The sequence below is a fragment of the Anaerolentibacter hominis genome, assembly GCF_032380675.1.
Classification (GTDB): Bacteria; Bacillota; Clostridia; order Lachnospirales; family Lachnospiraceae; genus Anaerolentibacter; species Anaerolentibacter hominis.
Map to the genome: position 1 here is coordinate 71146 of NZ_JAWDIX010000005.1, position 17625 is coordinate 88770.

14 protein-coding genes are annotated in these 17625 nt (G+C 49.4%); 13 read left to right on the forward strand and 1 reads right to left on the reverse strand.

The window, feature by feature from the left end; genetic code table 11:
• Positions 1-39: 39 nt before the first annotated feature.
• From ABCW47_RS13765 to mutY, 6 genes are all read left to right on the forward strand, one after another.
• Positions 40-2502 carry a homocysteine S-methyltransferase family protein gene (locus tag ABCW47_RS13765; protein ID WP_343210514.1) on the forward strand — a complete coding sequence of 821 codons (2463 nt, stop codon included), beginning with the start codon at positions 40-42 and terminating at the stop codon, positions 2500-2502.
• A gap of 27 nt (positions 2503-2529) precedes the next feature.
• Complete coding sequence (locus ABCW47_RS13770) at positions 2530-3468, forward strand: glycosyltransferase family 2 protein (protein ID WP_343210515.1); 939 nt, start codon at positions 2530-2532, stop codon at positions 3466-3468.
• Positions 3461-4387: a glycosyltransferase family 2 protein gene (locus ABCW47_RS13775; protein WP_343210516.1), complete on the forward strand. Its 927-nt coding sequence runs from the start codon at positions 3461-3463 to the stop codon at positions 4385-4387. Before ABCW47_RS13770 ends, ABCW47_RS13775 begins: the two co-directional genes overlap by 8 nt.
• A gap of 170 nt (positions 4388-4557) precedes the next feature.
• Positions 4558-5061 carry an acetolactate synthase small subunit gene (gene ilvN, locus ABCW47_RS13780; RefSeq protein WP_343210517.1) on the forward strand — a complete coding sequence of 168 codons (504 nt, stop codon included), beginning with the start codon at positions 4558-4560 and terminating at the stop codon, positions 5059-5061.
• Positions 5062-5093: 32 nt separating this feature from the next.
• Positions 5094-6104: a ketol-acid reductoisomerase gene (gene ilvC, locus ABCW47_RS13785; protein WP_343210518.1), complete on the forward strand. Its 1011-nt coding sequence runs from the start codon at positions 5094-5096 to the stop codon at positions 6102-6104.
• Between the two features lie 116 nt (positions 6105-6220).
• Positions 6221-7276, forward strand: a complete 1056-nt coding sequence (gene mutY, locus ABCW47_RS13790; protein ID WP_343210519.1) for an A/G-specific adenine glycosylase — start codon at positions 6221-6223, stop codon at positions 7274-7276.
• Here the strand turns inward: mutY and ABCW47_RS13795 are convergent.
• The gene (locus ABCW47_RS13795) at positions 7255-8172 is read right to left on the reverse strand and encodes a LysR family transcriptional regulator (protein WP_343210520.1); all 918 of its coding nucleotides are present in this window, start codon (positions 8170-8172) and stop codon (positions 7255-7257) included. The two genes, mutY and ABCW47_RS13795, sit on opposite strands and share 22 nt — an antisense overlap.
• Positions 8173-8348: 176 nt before the next feature.
• Here ABCW47_RS13795 and leuC point away from each other — a divergent pair, with 176 nt between their 5' ends.
• The 7 genes from leuC (at position 8349) to serC (ending at position 17585) form a co-directional block, all read left to right on the forward strand.
• Positions 8349-9614 carry a 3-isopropylmalate dehydratase large subunit gene (gene leuC, locus ABCW47_RS13800; protein WP_343210521.1) on the forward strand — a complete coding sequence of 422 codons (1266 nt, stop codon included), beginning with the start codon at positions 8349-8351 and terminating at the stop codon, positions 9612-9614.
• A gap of 15 nt (positions 9615-9629) precedes the next feature.
• Entirely contained in the window at positions 9630-10118 is a 489-nt protein-coding gene (gene leuD / locus ABCW47_RS13805) for a 3-isopropylmalate dehydratase small subunit (protein ID WP_343210522.1), read from the forward strand.
• Between the two features lie 127 nt (positions 10119-10245).
• The gene (locus tag ABCW47_RS13810) at positions 10246-11664 is read left to right on the forward strand and encodes an alanine/glycine:cation symporter family protein (protein WP_343210523.1); all 1419 of its coding nucleotides are present in this window, start codon (positions 10246-10248) and stop codon (positions 11662-11664) included.
• Positions 11665-11844: 180 nt separating this feature from the next.
• On the forward strand, positions 11845-12927 hold the full coding sequence (gene leuB / locus ABCW47_RS13815; protein WP_343210524.1) for a 3-isopropylmalate dehydrogenase: 1083 nt from the start codon (positions 11845-11847) through the stop codon (positions 12925-12927).
• Between the two features lie 107 nt (positions 12928-13034).
• Entirely contained in the window at positions 13035-14702 is a 1668-nt protein-coding gene (gene ilvD, locus ABCW47_RS13820; RefSeq protein ID WP_343210525.1) for a dihydroxy-acid dehydratase, read from the forward strand.
• A 47-nt stretch (positions 14703-14749) separates the two neighbouring features.
• Positions 14750-16429 carry a biosynthetic-type acetolactate synthase large subunit gene (ilvB, locus tag ABCW47_RS13825; RefSeq protein ID WP_343210526.1) on the forward strand — a complete coding sequence of 560 codons (1680 nt, stop codon included), beginning with the start codon at positions 14750-14752 and terminating at the stop codon, positions 16427-16429.
• 73 nt (positions 16430-16502) lie between these two features.
• Entirely contained in the window at positions 16503-17585 is a 1083-nt protein-coding gene (gene serC / locus ABCW47_RS13830; protein ID WP_343210527.1) for a 3-phosphoserine/phosphohydroxythreonine transaminase, read from the forward strand.
• Positions 17586-17625 lie beyond the last annotated feature (40 nt).

The following is a 17625-nucleotide window of genomic DNA, read 5'->3' on the forward strand; positions in this document are numbered from 1 at the left end:
TATCCGCTCCGTTTGTGTAAACAGGAAAGGGAACGACAGATGACGAAAGAACAATTCAAAGCACTATGTCAGGAAGGAATTTTGGTGCTGGACGGGGCGACCGGTTCCAACTTGCAGAAACGCGGCATGCCGGCCGGCGTTTGTCCCGAACTGTGGATACTGGAACATGCAGATATTATGAAGGGGCTTCAGCGGGAGTATATCCAGGCGGGGGCCAGAATCTTATACACCCCTACTTTTTCAGGAAACAGGATTAAGCTGAAAGAGTATGGCCTGGAAGCATATGTGCGGGAGATGAACCGGGAGCTGGTGAAACTGACCAGAGAGGTTGCGGCCCAGAGCAATCAGAATATCTATGTGGCCGCTGATATGACCATGACGGGCGAGCAGCTCTACCCTATAGGCACGCTTACCTTTGAGGAACTGGTAGACGTCTACAAGGAGCAGGTAAGCTGCATGCTGGAAGAGGGCGTGGATCTGTTCGTGGTGGAGACCATGATGAGCTTAAATGAATGCCGGGCGGCCCTGCTGGCTATTAAGGAGACCTGCGACCTGCCGGTTATGGTAACCCTTACCTTTAAAGAGGATGGGACAACCTTCTACGGAACCTACCCGGAGACGGCTGTGATTGTGCTGCAGTCTATGGGAGCCGACGCGGTGGGAGTCAATTGTTCCACGGGCCCGGACAAGATGTATTCGATTGTTAAGCGGATGAAGGAATACGCGGCCGTCCCGATTATTGCCAAGCCAAATGCAGGTATTCCTGCCCTGATTGACGGGGAGACGGTTTATAATATGGGGCCGGAAGAATTTGCGGAAGAGACGGCAAAGCTGGTGGAAGCGGGCGCTTCTGTGCTGGGCGGCTGCTGCGGCACTACGCCTCTTCACATTGCTCTGCTATATATGAAGGTTAAAGAGATGAAGAGTCCTGAAATCAGGACAGAGCAGCCCCGGGTGCTGACCACAGAACGGAAATTTGTGCCGATCGAACTGGACGGACGGTTTAAGATTGTGGGAGAGAGGATTAATCCCACCGGGAAGAAGGCCTTACAGGCCGAACTCCGGGAGGGCTCTCTGGAGCTGGTACGCCAGATGGCGGAGGATCAGGCAGAGCAGGGAGCACAGATCTTGGATATTAACATGGGTATGAATGGCATCGACGAGAAGGAAATGATGCTTAAAACCATTTACGAGCTGATAAATCTTGTCGATACGCCGTTAAGCATTGACTCCAGCTATGTGGATATTATTGAGGCGGCCCTGCGGATTTATCCCGGACGGGCACTTATTAATTCCATTTCCATGGAAACGGAGAAAATGGAAAAGCTTCTGCCCATCGCCAAAAAGTACGGTGCCATGTTCATTCTTCTGCCTTTATCAGATAAGGGCCTTCCTGCTGATCTGGAGGAGAAGAAAGACATTATCCGGGGTGTTGTGAAACGAGCAGAGGAGCTGGGATTAACAAAGAATGATATTATCGTGGACGGACTGGTTCAGACGGTAGGAGCGAATAAAGCGGCGGCTTTGGAAACCATAGATACTATACGTTACTGCAAGGAAGAACTGGGCCTGGCCACCATCTGCGGCCTCTCCAATATTTCCTTCGGACTTCCGGAGCGTCAGTTTGTAAACAGCACTTTCCTGACTCTGGCAATCGGTGCGGGGCTTACTATGGCAATCTCCAATCCATCCCAGGAGCTGCTGGTGAGGACGGCCTTTGCCGCCGATCTGCTGATGGCGAAGGAGGATGCGGACTTAAGATATATGGATCGGGTGAGCAATAATCCCATGACCATGGGAACCTCTTCCGGTACAGGGGCGGTTGCCGGTGCGGGGACAAAAAAACAGGATGGTCTTTCGGAGAAACCGGTGATCTTTCAGATGGTAGTGAAGGGAAACAGAAAGCAGATTCTGGAAGGAGTAAAGGCAGAACTTTCCAGGGGAACGGCTCCTTCCGATATTCTTGATAATATGCTTATCCCCGCCATCAATGAAGTGGGACGGCTCTTTGATAAACAGATTTATTTCCTCCCTCAGCTGATCTCCGGTGCAGAGACCATGCGGATGGCGGTAGATTATCTGGAACCTTTGCTGGTTCAGAGCGGGACAGATAAGAAGCAGGGTAAAATCGTCCTGGCCAGCGTGGCGGGAGATATTCATGATATCGGCAAGAATCTGGTTGGACTGATGCTGAAAAACTATGGGTTTGAGGTAATCGACCTGGGCAAAGATGTGCCGGCGGAACGGATCGTGGACACGGCGCTGCGGGAAGACGCTGATATTATCGGTCTTTCTGCGCTGATGACCACCACCATGATGGAAATGAAGAATGTGATTGAGCTTGCGAAAGAGAAGCAGGCCCGCGCCAAGGTTATCATAGGCGGAGCCGTGATCACAGAGAGCTTTGCCAGGGAGATCGGGGCGGACGGATATTCCCCGGATGCGTCAGAGGCTGTGGTTTTGGCAAGGAAGCTCTTAAATCTGGGCAATACTAATGAATAATATCAGGAAAGGAAACGGGACGGGGAAATGGCACAGACTAGTTCGGTGGATTTGATTGTTCCCAGCTACAAGCCGGATGAGAAGCTCAAACACCTGCTGGAAATGATGGGAAAACAAACCGTAAAGCCAGACAGGATATTTCTGATCAACACGGAAGAGGAATTTCTGCGGAAGGAATATTATTCTTTCTGTGAGAATCTTACGCTGATTCATATAAAAAAGGAAGAATTTGATCATGGAGGCACGAGAAACTATGGAGTGTCTCTCTCAGACGCGGATTTTGTGCTGCTGATGACCCAGGATGCTGTGCCGACCGATGAGTTCCTGATCGAGAAGCTTCTTGCACCCATGGAGTCGGAGCAGGTGGCGGCAAGCTATGCCAGACAGTTAGACGACGGCAAAGCGGGGGTGGTGGAGAACTTCACAAGACAATTTAACTATCCGGATCAATCGTATACCAAGTCGGCGGCGGATATTCCCCGGCTGGGCATTAAGACGTATTTCTGTTCCAATGCCTGCGCCATGTACCGGAGATCGGTATATATGTCTTTGGGAGGATTTGTGACAAAGGCAATCTTTAATGAGGATATGATTATGGCATCCAGGATGGTTGACGCAGGATTCTCCATTGCCTACTGTGCGGATGCGAAGGTGGTTCACTCCCATAAATATACGTATCGGCAGCAGTTTACCAGGAATTTTGATCTGGGTGTTTCTCAGACGATGTACCGGGAGATTTTTGACCGGGTGAAGTCGGAATCGGAAGGCGTAAAGCTTGTGAAAACCACAATGAAATATTTATTAAAATCAGGAAAGGCCTGGCTGATTCCCGATTTGATTCTGGCAAGCGGTTTTAAATTTCTGGGTTATAAGCTGGGACGAAACTATGAAAAACTGCCCCGCAGCCTGGTAGTAAAGTTCAGTATGAACAAGAGTTTCTGGAAGAAGGAGCGAAACATTGGATGATTTGGTATCGATTGTCATGACCTCCTATAATGGAGAAAATTATATCGCGGATCAGATCCGGTCTATTCTGGATCAGACATGGGGGAACTTCGAACTGACTATCTGGGATGACGGGTCCACAGACCGCACCGCGGAGATTGTGTCTGAGTTTTGCAGCCGTTTTCCGGATAAGATTTCCTTTCATAAAAATGTACAAAACAAAGGCGTGGTGAAGAACTTTCTGGAAGGAGCGCAGGCCGCCAGGGGGGACTATGTGATGTTTGCCGACCAGGATGACTGGTGGCTTGAGGATAAGATTGCCCGTACTCTTAATAAAATGAAGCAGCTGGAAGGACAGTGCGGGAAAGAGACTCCGCTTGCAGTGTTTACCGATGTGAAGGTGACGGACGGAGAGCTTTTCGTGACGGCTGAGTCCTTTCATAAATCCGACAGGCTGGATGTAACGAAGACGGACCTGGCCCATCTATTGATGGAGAATAAACTGATCGGCTGTACCGTGATGTTTAACAGGGCTCTTGGGGGAAAGCTTGACTATATGCCCCAAAAGGCCAGATACCACGACTGGTGGGTGGGCTTGATCGCGGCGTCTTTCGGGCAGATCGGCTATGTAAAGCAGCCCACCATGCTTTACCGCCAGCACGGCGGGAATCAGGTGGGAGACCAGAGCTTTAAAGGATATGTAGCCGGCAGAGTCTCCGATTCGTCCGGGCAGAGGAAGGCAATCGCGGATACGATCAGCCAGGGACGGGAGCTTCTGGAACATTTTGGCGCGGAGCTTCCGGAGGAAAAGACTCATATTCTGAGGGAGTTTGTCCGGCTCGCGGATGCAGGATTTCTGAAAAAAAGATATCTGCTGCTGAAATATGGATTTTTAAAGTCGGGGCTGGTGCGGAACCTGGGACTGATGGTATTGATATAAAATTCACAATATCTGTATGAAAATAACCTGAAACTTGATCTTTTTTAACCTAATCCGGTTAAACCGCGCAGTTGACAAAGCCGGGGCGACTTGATACAATGGTTACCAAATTGAAAAAATATGCACATTATACACATAAATGCAGGATTACACAGTAAAAGAGGATGCTTATGAGCAAAGTAGTTTTTTCCATTCTTGTAGATAATACGCCGGGTGTTCTGAACCGGGTTTCCAACCTGTTCAGCCGCCGGGGATACAATATTGACAGTCTTACTGTTGGGGAGACCCATGATCCGGAGGTATCCAGGATCACAGTAGCCGTCAGCGGTGACCATATCATTCTGGAGCAGATTGAGAAACAGCTTGCCAAGCTGGAAAATGTAAGAGGAATTGTAAAGCTGAAAGATGGAGAAAGCGTCTGCAGGGAGCTGATCCTTGTGAAGGTTGCAGCTACCGCTAAGGAGAGACAGGCTATCATTGCGGTCGCCGATATATTCCGTGCCAAGATTGTGGATGTGGCTACAGATTCGCTGATGGTGGAGCTGACCGGCAATCAGGCCAAGATTGATGCTTTTATCAATCTTCTGGCTGGATATGAAATTATTGAATTGGTTAGGACAGGTATTACCGGCCTGGTTAGGGGCTCTGGCGATATTGCTGACTACATAGATTAACTATTTAAATTATATCAGGAGGTAGTTTTAAAATGGCAAAGATTTACTATCAGGAAGATTGTAACTTATCCTTATTAGAGGGTAAAACCGTTGCTGTCATCGGATACGGCAGCCAGGGCCATGCACATGCGCTGAATCTGAAAGAGTCCGGTATTCATGTTGTAATCGGTCTGTATGAAGGAAGCAGATCCTGGGCAAAAGCGGAAGCAGCAGGATTTGAAGTTTATACCGCAGCTGAAGCTGCAAAGAAAGCCGACATCATCATGATCTTAATCAATGATGAGAAGCAGGCGAAGATGTATCAGGAATCCATCGCTCCCAATCTGGAAGCAGGGAATACCGTTATGTTCGCTCATGGTTTTGCAATTCATTTCGGCCAGATTATTCCTCCGAAGGATGTCAATGTAATCATGATCGCTCCTAAGGGACCGGGCCATACCGTAAGAAGCCAGTATCAGGAAGGCCAGGGCGTTCCATGTCTGATCGCTGTACATCAGGATGCAACAGGCAACGCTCATGATATCGGACTTGCTTATGCTCTGGGTATCGGCGGTGCCAGAGCCGGCGTTCTGGAGACTACATTCAGAGAAGAAACAGAGACCGACCTGTTCGGCGAGCAGGCTGTTCTTTGCGGCGGTGTCTGCGCTCTGATGAAAACAGGATTTGAAGTATTAGTAGAAGCTGGCTATGAGCCGGAGAGTGCTTATTTTGAGTGTATCCATGAGATGAAGCTGATCGTTGACCTGATCAATGAAAGCGGATTTGCAGGCATGAGATATTCTATTTCCAATACCGCTGAATACGGTGATTATATTACAGGACCGAAGATCATCACGGAAGATACCAAGAACGCGATGCGTCAGGTTCTGAAAGATATCCAGGAAGGCGTATTTGCCCGCAACTGGCTGCTGGAGAACCAGATCGGCTGCACAAACTTCCTTGCAAAGAGAAGAATGGAAGCAGATCATCAGCTGGAGAAAGTCGGAGCAGAGCTTCGTAATATGATGAGCTGGACCAAGAAAGCAAAATTACTGGATAACTAATAATTGCAGCTGTTATAAAGGTAAGAGGGGTATGGAGCGATCCATACCCTTTTTTGGACTTGTCGTATTATGACAGACAATCAGGCTTGCCGGAAGGAATTATTTGGGAGGTAACTATGGACTATGATTTTTCTGCAATCGTGGAAGATTTACTGTACTGGTACGATAATAACGCCGGAATTTTAAGGTGGCGCCAGGAACCGAAGCCATATTATATCTGGATCTCGGAAATAATGCTGCAGCAGACAAGGGTGGAGGCGGTAAAAGACTACTTTGACCGGTTTGTAGAAGCGCTGCCCGATATCCGGAGTTTGGCGGAAGCGGAGGAAGAGCGGCTCTTGAAGCTATGGGAGGGCCTTGGCTATTATAACCGGGTCAGAAACCTGAAACGTGCGGCAGAGAAAATTATGGCAGAATACGGCGGCCGTATGCCGTCTTCTTTTGAAGAACTGCAAAAACTCCCCGGCATCGGTTCCTATACGGCAGGCGCTATCGCATCGGCTGCGTTCGGTGAAAAGGTACCGGCGGTGGATGGAAATGTGCTGCGGGTGGCGATGAGACTGTCAGCCGACTACAGTGAAATCACGAAGCAGTCTGTAAAGAAAGGGCTGGAAGAGACATTAAAGAAGATCATGCCGGAGCGGCCGGGCGACTTTAACCAGTCGCTGATGGAGCTGGGAGCGGTGGTCTGTCTGCCCAATGGAAAACCGCTGTGTGACAAATGCCCTGTGATGCATCTGTGCAGAGCATTTAAACAGGATATCCAGATGGAGCTTCCGGTGAAGGCGGCGAAAAGGCCCAGGAGAATTGAGGAACGATCCGTCTTTATCCTGGAATACGACGGGAAGTACGCTCTGTTTAAAAGGCCGGCCAGGGGTCTGCTGGCTGGCCTCTGGGAACTTCCGAACAGGGAAGGATGGCTGACGGCGGCGGAGGCCGGACACTGGCTGTCGGACAGGGGACTTGTGATTGCGGAATTAAATCCCCTTGCCGATGCGAAGCATATTTTTAGTCATGTGGAGTGGCATATGCTGGGATACTTTATCCGATTGAACGAAATGCCGGAATTCATTGATGAGGGGAGACGCCCCGTGTGGGTAACCGGGGCTGAGATTAAGGAGCGGTTCGCGCTGCCCTCCGCTTTTGAGGCTTATACGCCGCTGCTTGTGTAGGATGTGAGAAAGTATTTGGCCGCATCGGATAAGACCGCATTTTTATTGTGAACAAAGCCCAGTTCTCTGGGCGGAATCGGTTCGGACAGGGGGATTTCAATTAATTCCCCTGTTTTTAATTCCTCTTCTACAAAATTGCCGATCACACAGGCTATGCCCAGACCTATCTTTGCAAATTCAATCAGCAGATCCATATTGCTGATCTCCAGCACCTCGTTGACTTCCAGCTGTCTGGCACGAAGATAGTTGTCGATGTAGATCCTGGTTATATTTTCCCGATCCAGCATCATCAGGTTGCCGCAGCGAAAGAGCGCCTCGCTGTCTGCTGTCTCATATTCCGACAGAAGCCCGCGGGTACACAGCGTATCCAGGCAGGTCTGGCTTACGACAAAGATATCGCGTATCGTTTCCAGATGATAAAAATCCATGTTTCCGAGCTTCTCCGGACGTCCCACCAGGCCGATGTCCAGTTCATTCTTTTCAATCAGCTTTAATGTATGGAAAGTAGACTGACAGTGAATCGTGATCTTAATGTGGGGATTCTCCCGGATAAATCGGGAGAGAAACGGAAGCAGCATATATTTGCACAGAGTAGTGCTGACGCCGATCCGGATCTGTCCGAGTTCCAGATTCTGTATCTGATTCATCGCCTCCTCCGCCTTGGAAAGAGCGGAAAAAGCAGTCGTCGTATAATCATATAAAATCTTTCCCGCAGGAGTCAGGCTGACCCCTCTTGCACCCCGGTTAAACAAGGCCACATGAAAGCTCTCCTCCAGTTTGGAAATAGCCTTGCTGACAGCCGGCTGGCTCACAAAAAGCTCCTTCGCCGCGTGGGAAATATTACCGGTCCGGGCCACCGCGTGAAAAGCCCGGTACAGCGATAAATTGTGTTCCATACAAAAACCCCCTTTTATTCGTTAATTTACTACGTTCTTCGTTATTCATTCTTGATTTCATTTTTCCTTTCTCTTCTCATAATTTCAGGTTATACTTTCCATTCCAAATATTTATTTTTATTATACCAGATAATATGCTAGAATAATAGGCAGTAAATTCTAAGGAGGATGTTGTTATGGGAATGACAATGACACAAAAAATCCTGGCAGCCCATGCAGGGCTTGATAAAGTGGAAGCAGGACAGCTGATCGAGGCTTCCCTGGACCTGGTTCTGGGCAATGATATCACTTCCCCTGTCGCGATTCATGAGATGGAAAAGATGTCGAAACAGGAAGTGTTTGATAAGGATAAAATCGCGCTTGTACTGGACCATTTTGTTCCGAACAAGGATATTAAGTCCGCAGAGCACTGTAAATGTGTGCGTGAGTTTTCAAAGAAATATGATATTACAAATTTCTTTGATGTAGGTGAGATGGGAATCGAACATGCCCTTCTTCCGGAAAAAGGCCTGGTCGTTGCCGGTGACGCAGTTATCGGCGCGGATTCCCATACTTGTACCTATGGCGCGCTGGGAGCTTTCTCCACAGGCGTGGGAAGTACGGATATGGCAGCCGGTATGGCGACAGGCAAGGCCTGGTTTAAGGTGCCGAGCGCAATTAAGTTTGAACTGACCGGCAGACCGTCCAGATGGGTGAGCGGCAAGGACGTGATCCTGCATATCATTGGCATGGTCGGCGTGGACGGCGTTCTGTATAAATCCATGGAATTTGTGGGGGATGGAATTGCCAATCTCTCTATGGACGACCGGTTCACAATTGCCAATATGGCGATAGAGGCCGGCGCGAAGAACGGCATCTTCCCTGTAGATGAGGCAGCGGAAGACTATATGAAGGAACACTCCAAAAAACCGTATAAGATTTATGAGGCAGATGCAGATGCGGTTTATGATGAGACTTATGTGATCAATTTATCAGAATTGAAGCCTACCATTGCATTCCCTCACCTTCCGGAGAATACAAAGACGATAGATGAGTGCGGCGATGTGGCTATTGATCAGGCGGTTATCGGCTCCTGTACCAATGGCCGGCTGGAGGATCTGAGAATAGCGGCAGAGGTATTGAAGGGAAGAAAGGTGGCAAAGGGCATCCGTGCTATTGTAATCCCGGCCACCCAGAAGATTTATCTGGATGCCATGAAGGAAGGACTTCTTGAGATATTTATCAAGGCCGGCTGTGTGGTAAGCACTCCGACCTGCGGTCCCTGCCTTGGAGGTTATATGGGTATCCTGGCTGAGGGGGAGAGATGCATCTCTACCACAAACCGGAACTTTGTAGGACGTATGGGACATGTGAAATCTGAAGTATATCTGGCGAGCCCGGCAGTGGCGGCGGCCAGTGCGGTAACCGGTAAAATTTCCAGTCCGGAAGAACTGGGACTGTAGGGAGGTAGAAGAAAGATGAAGGCATCAGGAACAGTATTTAAATATGGTGATAATGTGGATACGGATGTAATTATACCAGCCAGATATCTGAATTCATCCGACCCTGCCGAACTGGCTACCCACTGTATGGAGGATATTGATAAAGATTTTGTAAGGAAGGTTAAAAAGGGGGATCTTGTGGTGGCGAATAAGAATTTCGGCTGCGGCTCCTCGAGAGAACATGCTCCGATCGCGCTGAAAGCGGCTGGGGTCAGCTGCGTGATTGCAGAGACATTCGCCAGGATCTTCTACCGGAATTCCATTAACATTGGTCTGCCTATAATTGAATGTCCGGAGGCAGCAAAGGGAATTGAAGCAGGGGACCAGGTGGATGTGGATTTTGACAGCGGAATGATCTATAACCGGACAAAAGGAACAGAATTCAAGGGTCAGGCTTTCCCGCCGTTCATGCAGAAGATTATCGCCGCAGAGGGTTTAATTAACTACATTAATCAGCAAAACTAATTGAATAGGGCTCTTTTGGCTGGCATACACTTGACACAGTTTGCCGATTCACATAAACTTTTATCTATACAGGAGCAGCCGCATATGGAATATGCAGCTGCTCGAAAAATACGAGGGGGATAAAACGATGTTTTGTGTGGTCGACTCGATCAAGACGGTCAACGATGCGGTCAACAATTTCGTGTGGGGACCGGTTATGCTGGCAATCTTTCTGCTGGTTGGGCTGATGCTCACACTGAGGACCGGGATATTTCAGGTAACAAAGATCAAGCTGTGGTTTCAATCTACCATACTGGCCTGTATACGTAAGAAGAGTGTGAGGAAGACAGAAGATGAGCATGCTATTTCCCAGTTTCAGTCTCTCTGCACGGCTCTGGCGGCAACCATTGGGACAGGAAATATAGCTGGAGTAGCGACTGCCATCGTAACGGGCGGTCCGGGCGCTGTGTTCTGGATGTGGCTTTCTGCTTTTCTGGGTATGATGACCAGTTTTGCGGAAAACACCCTGGGTATCCGCTACCGCTATAAAGACAAGAACGGCCATTGGGTCGGCGGCGCGATGATTTATATGGAGCGGGGGCTTGGATGGAAATGGCTGGCTGTTATTTTCTCCGTATTCTGTGCTCTGGCATCCTTTGGGATCGGCAATATGACCCAGGCTAATTCCATTGCGGACGGACTTGACAATTCCTTTGGAATTCCGCCCTACATAACCGGTATCGTACTTATGATTTTTATTTCCCTGGTGGTTGTAGGGGGGATCAAACGGATCGCGTCGGTGACAGAAAAGCTGGTGCCTTTTATGGCTATCACATATCTGATCGGCGCGCTGGTGATCATCGGCATGAATATCAGCCATGTACCGGAGGCATTTGCCACAATCTTTCGCGAGGCATTTCAGCTGAAAGCCGCAGGCGGCGGAGTATTAGGGTACGGAATTGCACTGGCCATGAAACAGGGAATCGCCCGAGGCGTATTTTCCAATGAGGCGGGTCTGGGATCTTCGGTTATGGTTAACTCCGCATCCGATGTAAAGGAACCGGTGGTACAGGGCATGTGGGGAATTTTTGCGGTATTTACCGATACTATTGTTGTCTGTACGATCACGGCGCTGACGATTCTTACCACGAATATCTATAATCAGGAGACCTATTTAAAGGCAATCGAAGCCGGACAGGATGTGGTGAGCGGAGCTGCTCTTACCAGCCAGTCTTTTGCCAGCACGATTCCGTTTGGAGATAAATTTGTGGCGATTGCCATCGTGCTGTTTGCTTTCTCCACGATTCTTGGATGGTCGTACTATGGGGAACGTGCCATCGCCTATCTGTTTGGCGGGAAGGCGATTCTGATTTATAAGATTGCCTTTATCGGTATGATTTTTGTGGGCTGTATCTCGTCGCTGGATCTGGTCTGGAAGATTTCCGATACGTTTAACGGCCTGATGGCTGTGCCCAATCTTCTGGCCGTTGCACTGCTCTCAGGAGAGGTGGTTAAGCTGACCAGAGATTACCTGAAACGGCGCAGGGAAGGCAGCCTGGAAGAATAGGACAGGTCGGGCAGCGTACTTGACAGTGTATAATTATTCGTTTATAATTGTCGATAATTCGTGTAGTATTTTATGAGCCCTGAGTAGTACGTACTACTTGGGGCTTTGCTGGTATATAGAAAGATTTTAAGGGCTCCCCGGAATGAGCCGGGGACTATCAGATAAAGGAGGATAAGGATTATGGAATTTCAGATAGCGGTGATTCCGGGAGACGGAATCGGACCGGAGATTGTCAGAGAAGCACAGAAAGTGCTGAATAAAGTAGGAGATAGATACGGACATACCTTTCATTATACGGAAGTGCTGTTAGGCGGTGCATCCATTGATGTGCACGGTGTACCGCTCACCGATGAGGCAATTGAGACAGCGAAGAAAAGTGATTCTGTTCTCATGGGTTCCATCGGAGGGAATACGACTACTTCTCCCTGGTATAAACTTCCGCCGGAGAAAAGACCGGAGGCTGGGCTTTTAAAAATCCGCAAGGCTTTGAACCTCTTTGCCAATTTAAGACCTGCGGTTCTATATGATGAGTTAAAGGGGGCCTGCCCGTTAAAGGATGAGATTATCGGGGACGGCTTCGATATGCTGATTATGCGGGAACTGACCGGAGGCCTGTATTTCGGGGAACGAAAGACCGTGGAGGAAAATGGTGTGATGAAGGCGTATGACACACTGACCTATGATGAAAACGAAATCCGCAGGATCGCGAAGCGGGGCTTTGATATTGCTATGAAGAGACGGAAAAATGTAATCAGTGTGGATAAGGCCAATGTGCTGGACTCCTCCAGGCTCTGGAGAAAGGTTGTGGAGGAAGTGGCAGCGGATTATCCGGAAGTAACGCTGACCCATATGCTGGTGGACAACTGCGCGATGCAGCTGGTAAAAGATCCGGGGCAGTTCGATGTTATATTGACGGAGAATATGTTTGGTGATATTTTATCAGATGAGGCCAGTATGGTGACCGGTTCTATCGGGATGCTGGCAAGCGCCAGTTTAAATGATACGAAATTCGGCCTGTACGAGCCGAGCCACGGCTCCGCTCCGGACATTGCGGGCCAGGATATTGCAAACCCGATCGCAACCATACTCTCAGCTGCCATGATGCTTCGCTATTCTCTGGATCTGGACAAAGAAGCGGATGCGGTGGAGGATGCGGTGAAGAAAGCGTTAAAGGACGGATACCGTACCATTGATATCATGTCGGAGGGCAAGGTTCAGGTGGGAACCAGCCGTATGGGCGATATTATTGTCGGCAGCATTTAAGCGGAATTTATTTAGACTCCCGGAGTTTGGGAGGATATCTAATAGATATTATAGAAACAAATACACTGCGGATAACGTTATGGGATTGATGGAAAGAAGGAATAAGGATGAGAAGTGATTCAGTTAAAAAAGGGATGCAGCAGGCGCCGCACCGGTCACTGTTCAATGCATTGGGAATGACACAGGAAGAACTGGACAGACCGCTTGTAGGTATTGTAAGTTCTTATAATGAGATTGTGCCGGGACATATGAACCTGGATAAAATCGTGGAAGCGGTAAAAATGGGAGTTGCCATGGCAGGTGGAACTCCGATTGTGTTCCCGGCGATTGCGGTATGTGACGGAATCGCTATGGGCCATATCGGTATGAAATATTCTCTGGTTACCAGGGATCTGATTGCAGATTCCACAGAAGCTATGGCTATGGCCCATGCCTTCGATGCCCTGGTTATGGTGCCGAACTGCGACAAGAATGTGCCCGGCCTTCTGATGGCGGCGGCCCGCATCAATGTACCCACAATATTTGTCAGCGGCGGCCCTATGTTAGCCGGACGTGTACACGGACAGAAGAGAAGTCTTTCCAGCATGTTTGAGGCGGTTGGCTCTTATGCTGCGGGCACGATGACGGAGGAAGATGTAACCGAATTCGAGCAGAAGGTATGTCCGACCTGCGGGTCCTGTTCCGGCATGTATACCGCAAACAGCATGAACTGCCTGACGGAAGTGCTGGGTATGGGACTTCCTGGAAACGGCACAATCCCGGCAGTTTACTCTGAGAGAATTAAACTTGCCAAGCATGCGGGCATGCAGGTGATGGAGCTGCTGAAAAAGGATATCAGACCAAGAGATATCATGACCGAGAAAGCGTTCTTCAACGCCCTGACCGTGGATATGGCGCTGGGCTGCTCCACCAACTCTATGCTTCATCTCCCCGCTATTGCCCATGAGGCAGGGGTGGACCTGAACGTGGAGATTGCCAATGAGATGAGCGCAAGGACGCCGAATCTGTGTCATCTGGCGCCGGCCGGTCCTACGTATATGGAAGATTTGAATGAAGCAGGCGGCGTTTACGCCGTTATGAATGAGCTGACGAAAAAAGATCTGCTCTATACAGATCTGATCACGGTGACCGGCAGGACGGTGAAGGAAAATATAAGCGGCTGTGAGAATAAGAATCCGGAAGTGATCCGTCCGATAGACAATCCGTACAGTGTAACCGGCGGAATCGCCGTATTAAAGGGCAATCTGGCTCCGGATTCCTGCGTGGTGAAACGGTCTGCGGTAGCGCCGGAGATGATGAAGCACGAGGGCCCGGCCCGGGTGTTTGACTGTGAGGAAGACGCCATTGACGCCATCAAGGGCGGTAAGATTGTGGAAGGCGATGTTGTCGTGATCCGGTATGAAGGCCCGAAAGGCGGCCCTGGTATGAGAGAAATGTTAAATCCTACCTCCGCGATTATGGGAATGGGCCTTGGATCTACCGTGGCACTGATTACGGACGGACGTTTTTCCGGCGCAAGCCGCGGAGCGGCCATCGGACATGTCTCACCGGAAGCGGCGGTGGGCGGACCGATTGCACTGGTTGAAGAAGGGGATATCATTCAGATCGACATCCCGTCCAATGGGATCAACGTGCTGGTTTCTGATGAAGAACTTGCGGCCAGAAAGGCAAAATGGCAGCCGAGAGAACCGAAGATAACCACCGGTTATCTGGCGCGTTATGCATCTATGGTTACCTCCGGGAACAGAGGAGCTATTCTGGAGATTAAAAAGTAACAGCAGATCGGAAGAACGTTTTTACAAGCTGAAGAGAGAGGTGCACAATGCAGTTAACAGGTTCTGAAATTGTAGTTGAATGTTTAAAAGAGCAGGGCGTGGATACCGTTTTCGGCTATCCGGGCGGCTCTATTCTGAATATATATGATGCATTGTATAAACATCAGAATGAAATCAGACATATTCTAACTTCCCACGAGCAGGGCGCAGCCCATGCGGCGGACGGATACGCCAGGGCGACCGGCAAAGTGGGAGTCTGCCTTGCAACCAGCGGACCGGGAGCCACTAATCTGGTAACCGGTATTGCAACGGCCTATATGGACTCTGTTCCGCTGATTGCGATTACGGCTAATGTGGCGGTACCGCTTCTGGGAAAAGACACGTTCCAGGAAATTGATATTGCGGGAGTGACTCTTCCGATTACTAAGCACAATTTTATTGTCAAGAATGTGGATGAGCTGGCAGGAGTGATCCGGAGAGCATTTCAGATCGCAAAGACCGGACGTCCGGGGCCTGTCCTGGTGGATATCACCAAGGATGTTACCGCGGCGGTAGGCGAATATACACCGGTGCTCCCCCAGCCGGTGCAGCGTATGACCAAGAAGATTACTGCGGAGGATATTGATACTGCGGTGGAGATGATCCGCAACAGCAAGAGGCCTTACATATTTGTGGGCGGCGGTGCGGTCATTTCCGGTGCGGACAAAGAGCTGAAAACCTTTGTAAAGAAGGTGGATGCGCCGGTTGCGGATTCCCTGATGGGAAAAGGAGCCTTTGACGGTACGGACCCGGCCTATACCGGGATGCTGGGAATGCATGGAACCAAGACTTCTAATCTGGGTGTGACGGATGCGGATCTGCTGATTACGATCGGGGCCAGATTCAGTGACCGGGTAACCGGCAATACGAAGAAGTTTGCTTACAAAGCCAAGGTACTCCAGATTGATGTGGACCCGGCGGAGATTAATAAGAATATCATCACCAGCGCCAGCGTGATCGGAGATGTAAGAAGCGTGCTGGAGCTGATGAATACCAGGCTGGAACAGCAGAGCCATCCGCAGTGGATGGAGAAGATTCAGATGCTGAAAGAAAAGTATCCTCTCCATTATAAAAAGACGAAATTATGCGGACCGGAGATTATAGAGAAAATTTATGAGTTGACAAAAGGCGACGCAATTATTACAACTGAAGTAGGACAGCATCAAATGTGGGCTGCTCAGTTCTACCGGTATAAGAAACCAAGGACATTCCTCACCTCCGGCGGCCTGGGGACAATGGGCTTCGGCCTGGGTGCGGCGATCGGCGCCAAGATCGGCCGCCCGGACAAGCTGGTGGTCAATATCGCAGGCGACGGCTGCCTGCGTATGAACCTGAACGAGCTTGCCACCGTATCCCGCAGTGAAGTCCCGGTCATCGAGGTGGTCGTGAATAATCATGTGCTGGGAATGGTGCGCCAGTGGCAGACCTTGTTCTATGGAAAGAGATATTCCAATACAATTTTGAATGACAAGGTTGATTTTGTGAAGGTTGCACAGGCTATGGGCGTGGATGCCGTGAGGGTGACCACGATTGAGGAATTCGAAACTGCATTTGAGAAAGCCGCGGAGTCGGGAAAGGCCATGCTGATCGACTGTCAGATTGACGAAGATGAGAAGGTCTGGCCGATGGTGGCGCCGGGTGGAGCTATTTCAGATGTATTTTCAGAGGAAGACTTAGAAGAGGATTAAAGTGTCGGAGGCAGATGCAGAGCATCCCGATGACAGTTGAATCAGAGATAAGAAAAATAGGAGGATGGTAAGAATGGGAAGAGTGTACAATTTTTCAGCAGGTCCGGCAGTCCTTCCGGAAGAGGTACTGAAGGAAGCAGCAGAAGAGATGCTGGATTACAAGGGAACAGGCATGTCAGTTATGGAGATGAGCCACCGTTCCAAAGCGTATCAGGCAATTATTGACGAGGCGGAGAAGGACATCAGGGATCTGATGAATATTCCGGACAATTACAAGGTGCTGTTCTTACAGGGCGGGGCTTCTACCCAGTTTGCGATGATTCCGATGAATCTGATGAAGAACGGTGTTGCGGATTATATTATTACCGGCCAGTGGGCTAAAAAGGCTTATCAGGAGGCTTCCAAGTTCGGCAAAGCGAATGCGGTTGCATCTTCTGCCGACAAGACCTTTTCGTATATTCCGGACTGTTCCGATCTGCCGATCTCAGAGGATGCAGACTATGTATACATCTGTGAGAACAATACGATCTATGGTACGAAATACAAAAAACTGCCGAACACAAAGGGTAAAATCCTGGTTGCAGATGTTTCTTCCTGTTTCTTATCCGAGCCGGTTGACGTAACAAAATACGGAGTGATCTACGGCGGCGTACAGAAAAATATCGGCCCTGCGGGTACGGTAATTGTGATCATCCGTGAGGATCTGATCCGTGAGGATGTTCTTCCCGGTACTCCTACTATGTTGACTTATAAAACTCATTTGGATGCAGGCTCCATGTACAATACGCCTCCGACCTACGGCATCTATATCTGCGGCAAGGTATTCAAGTGGATTAAAGCCATGGGCGGCCTGGAAGAGATGAAGAAGAGAAATGAAGAGAAAGCTGCTGTTCTCTATGATTTCCTGGATTCCAGCGAACTGTTTAAGGGTACTGTTGTAAAAGAAGACCGTTCTATCATGAATGTTCCATTTGTGACCGGCGATGCCGATATGGACGCTAAGTTTGTAAAGGAGGCCGCTGCTGCCGGCTTTGTAAATCTGAAGGGACACAGAACGGTAGGCGGTATGAGAGCAAGTATCTACAACGCTATGCCGAAGGAAGGCGTTGAGAAGCTGGTTGCATTCATGAAGAAATTTGAGGATGAGAATAAATAGGAGCTCAGAGGATCTGTGACGCTTCGGAATGGAGTAGGAA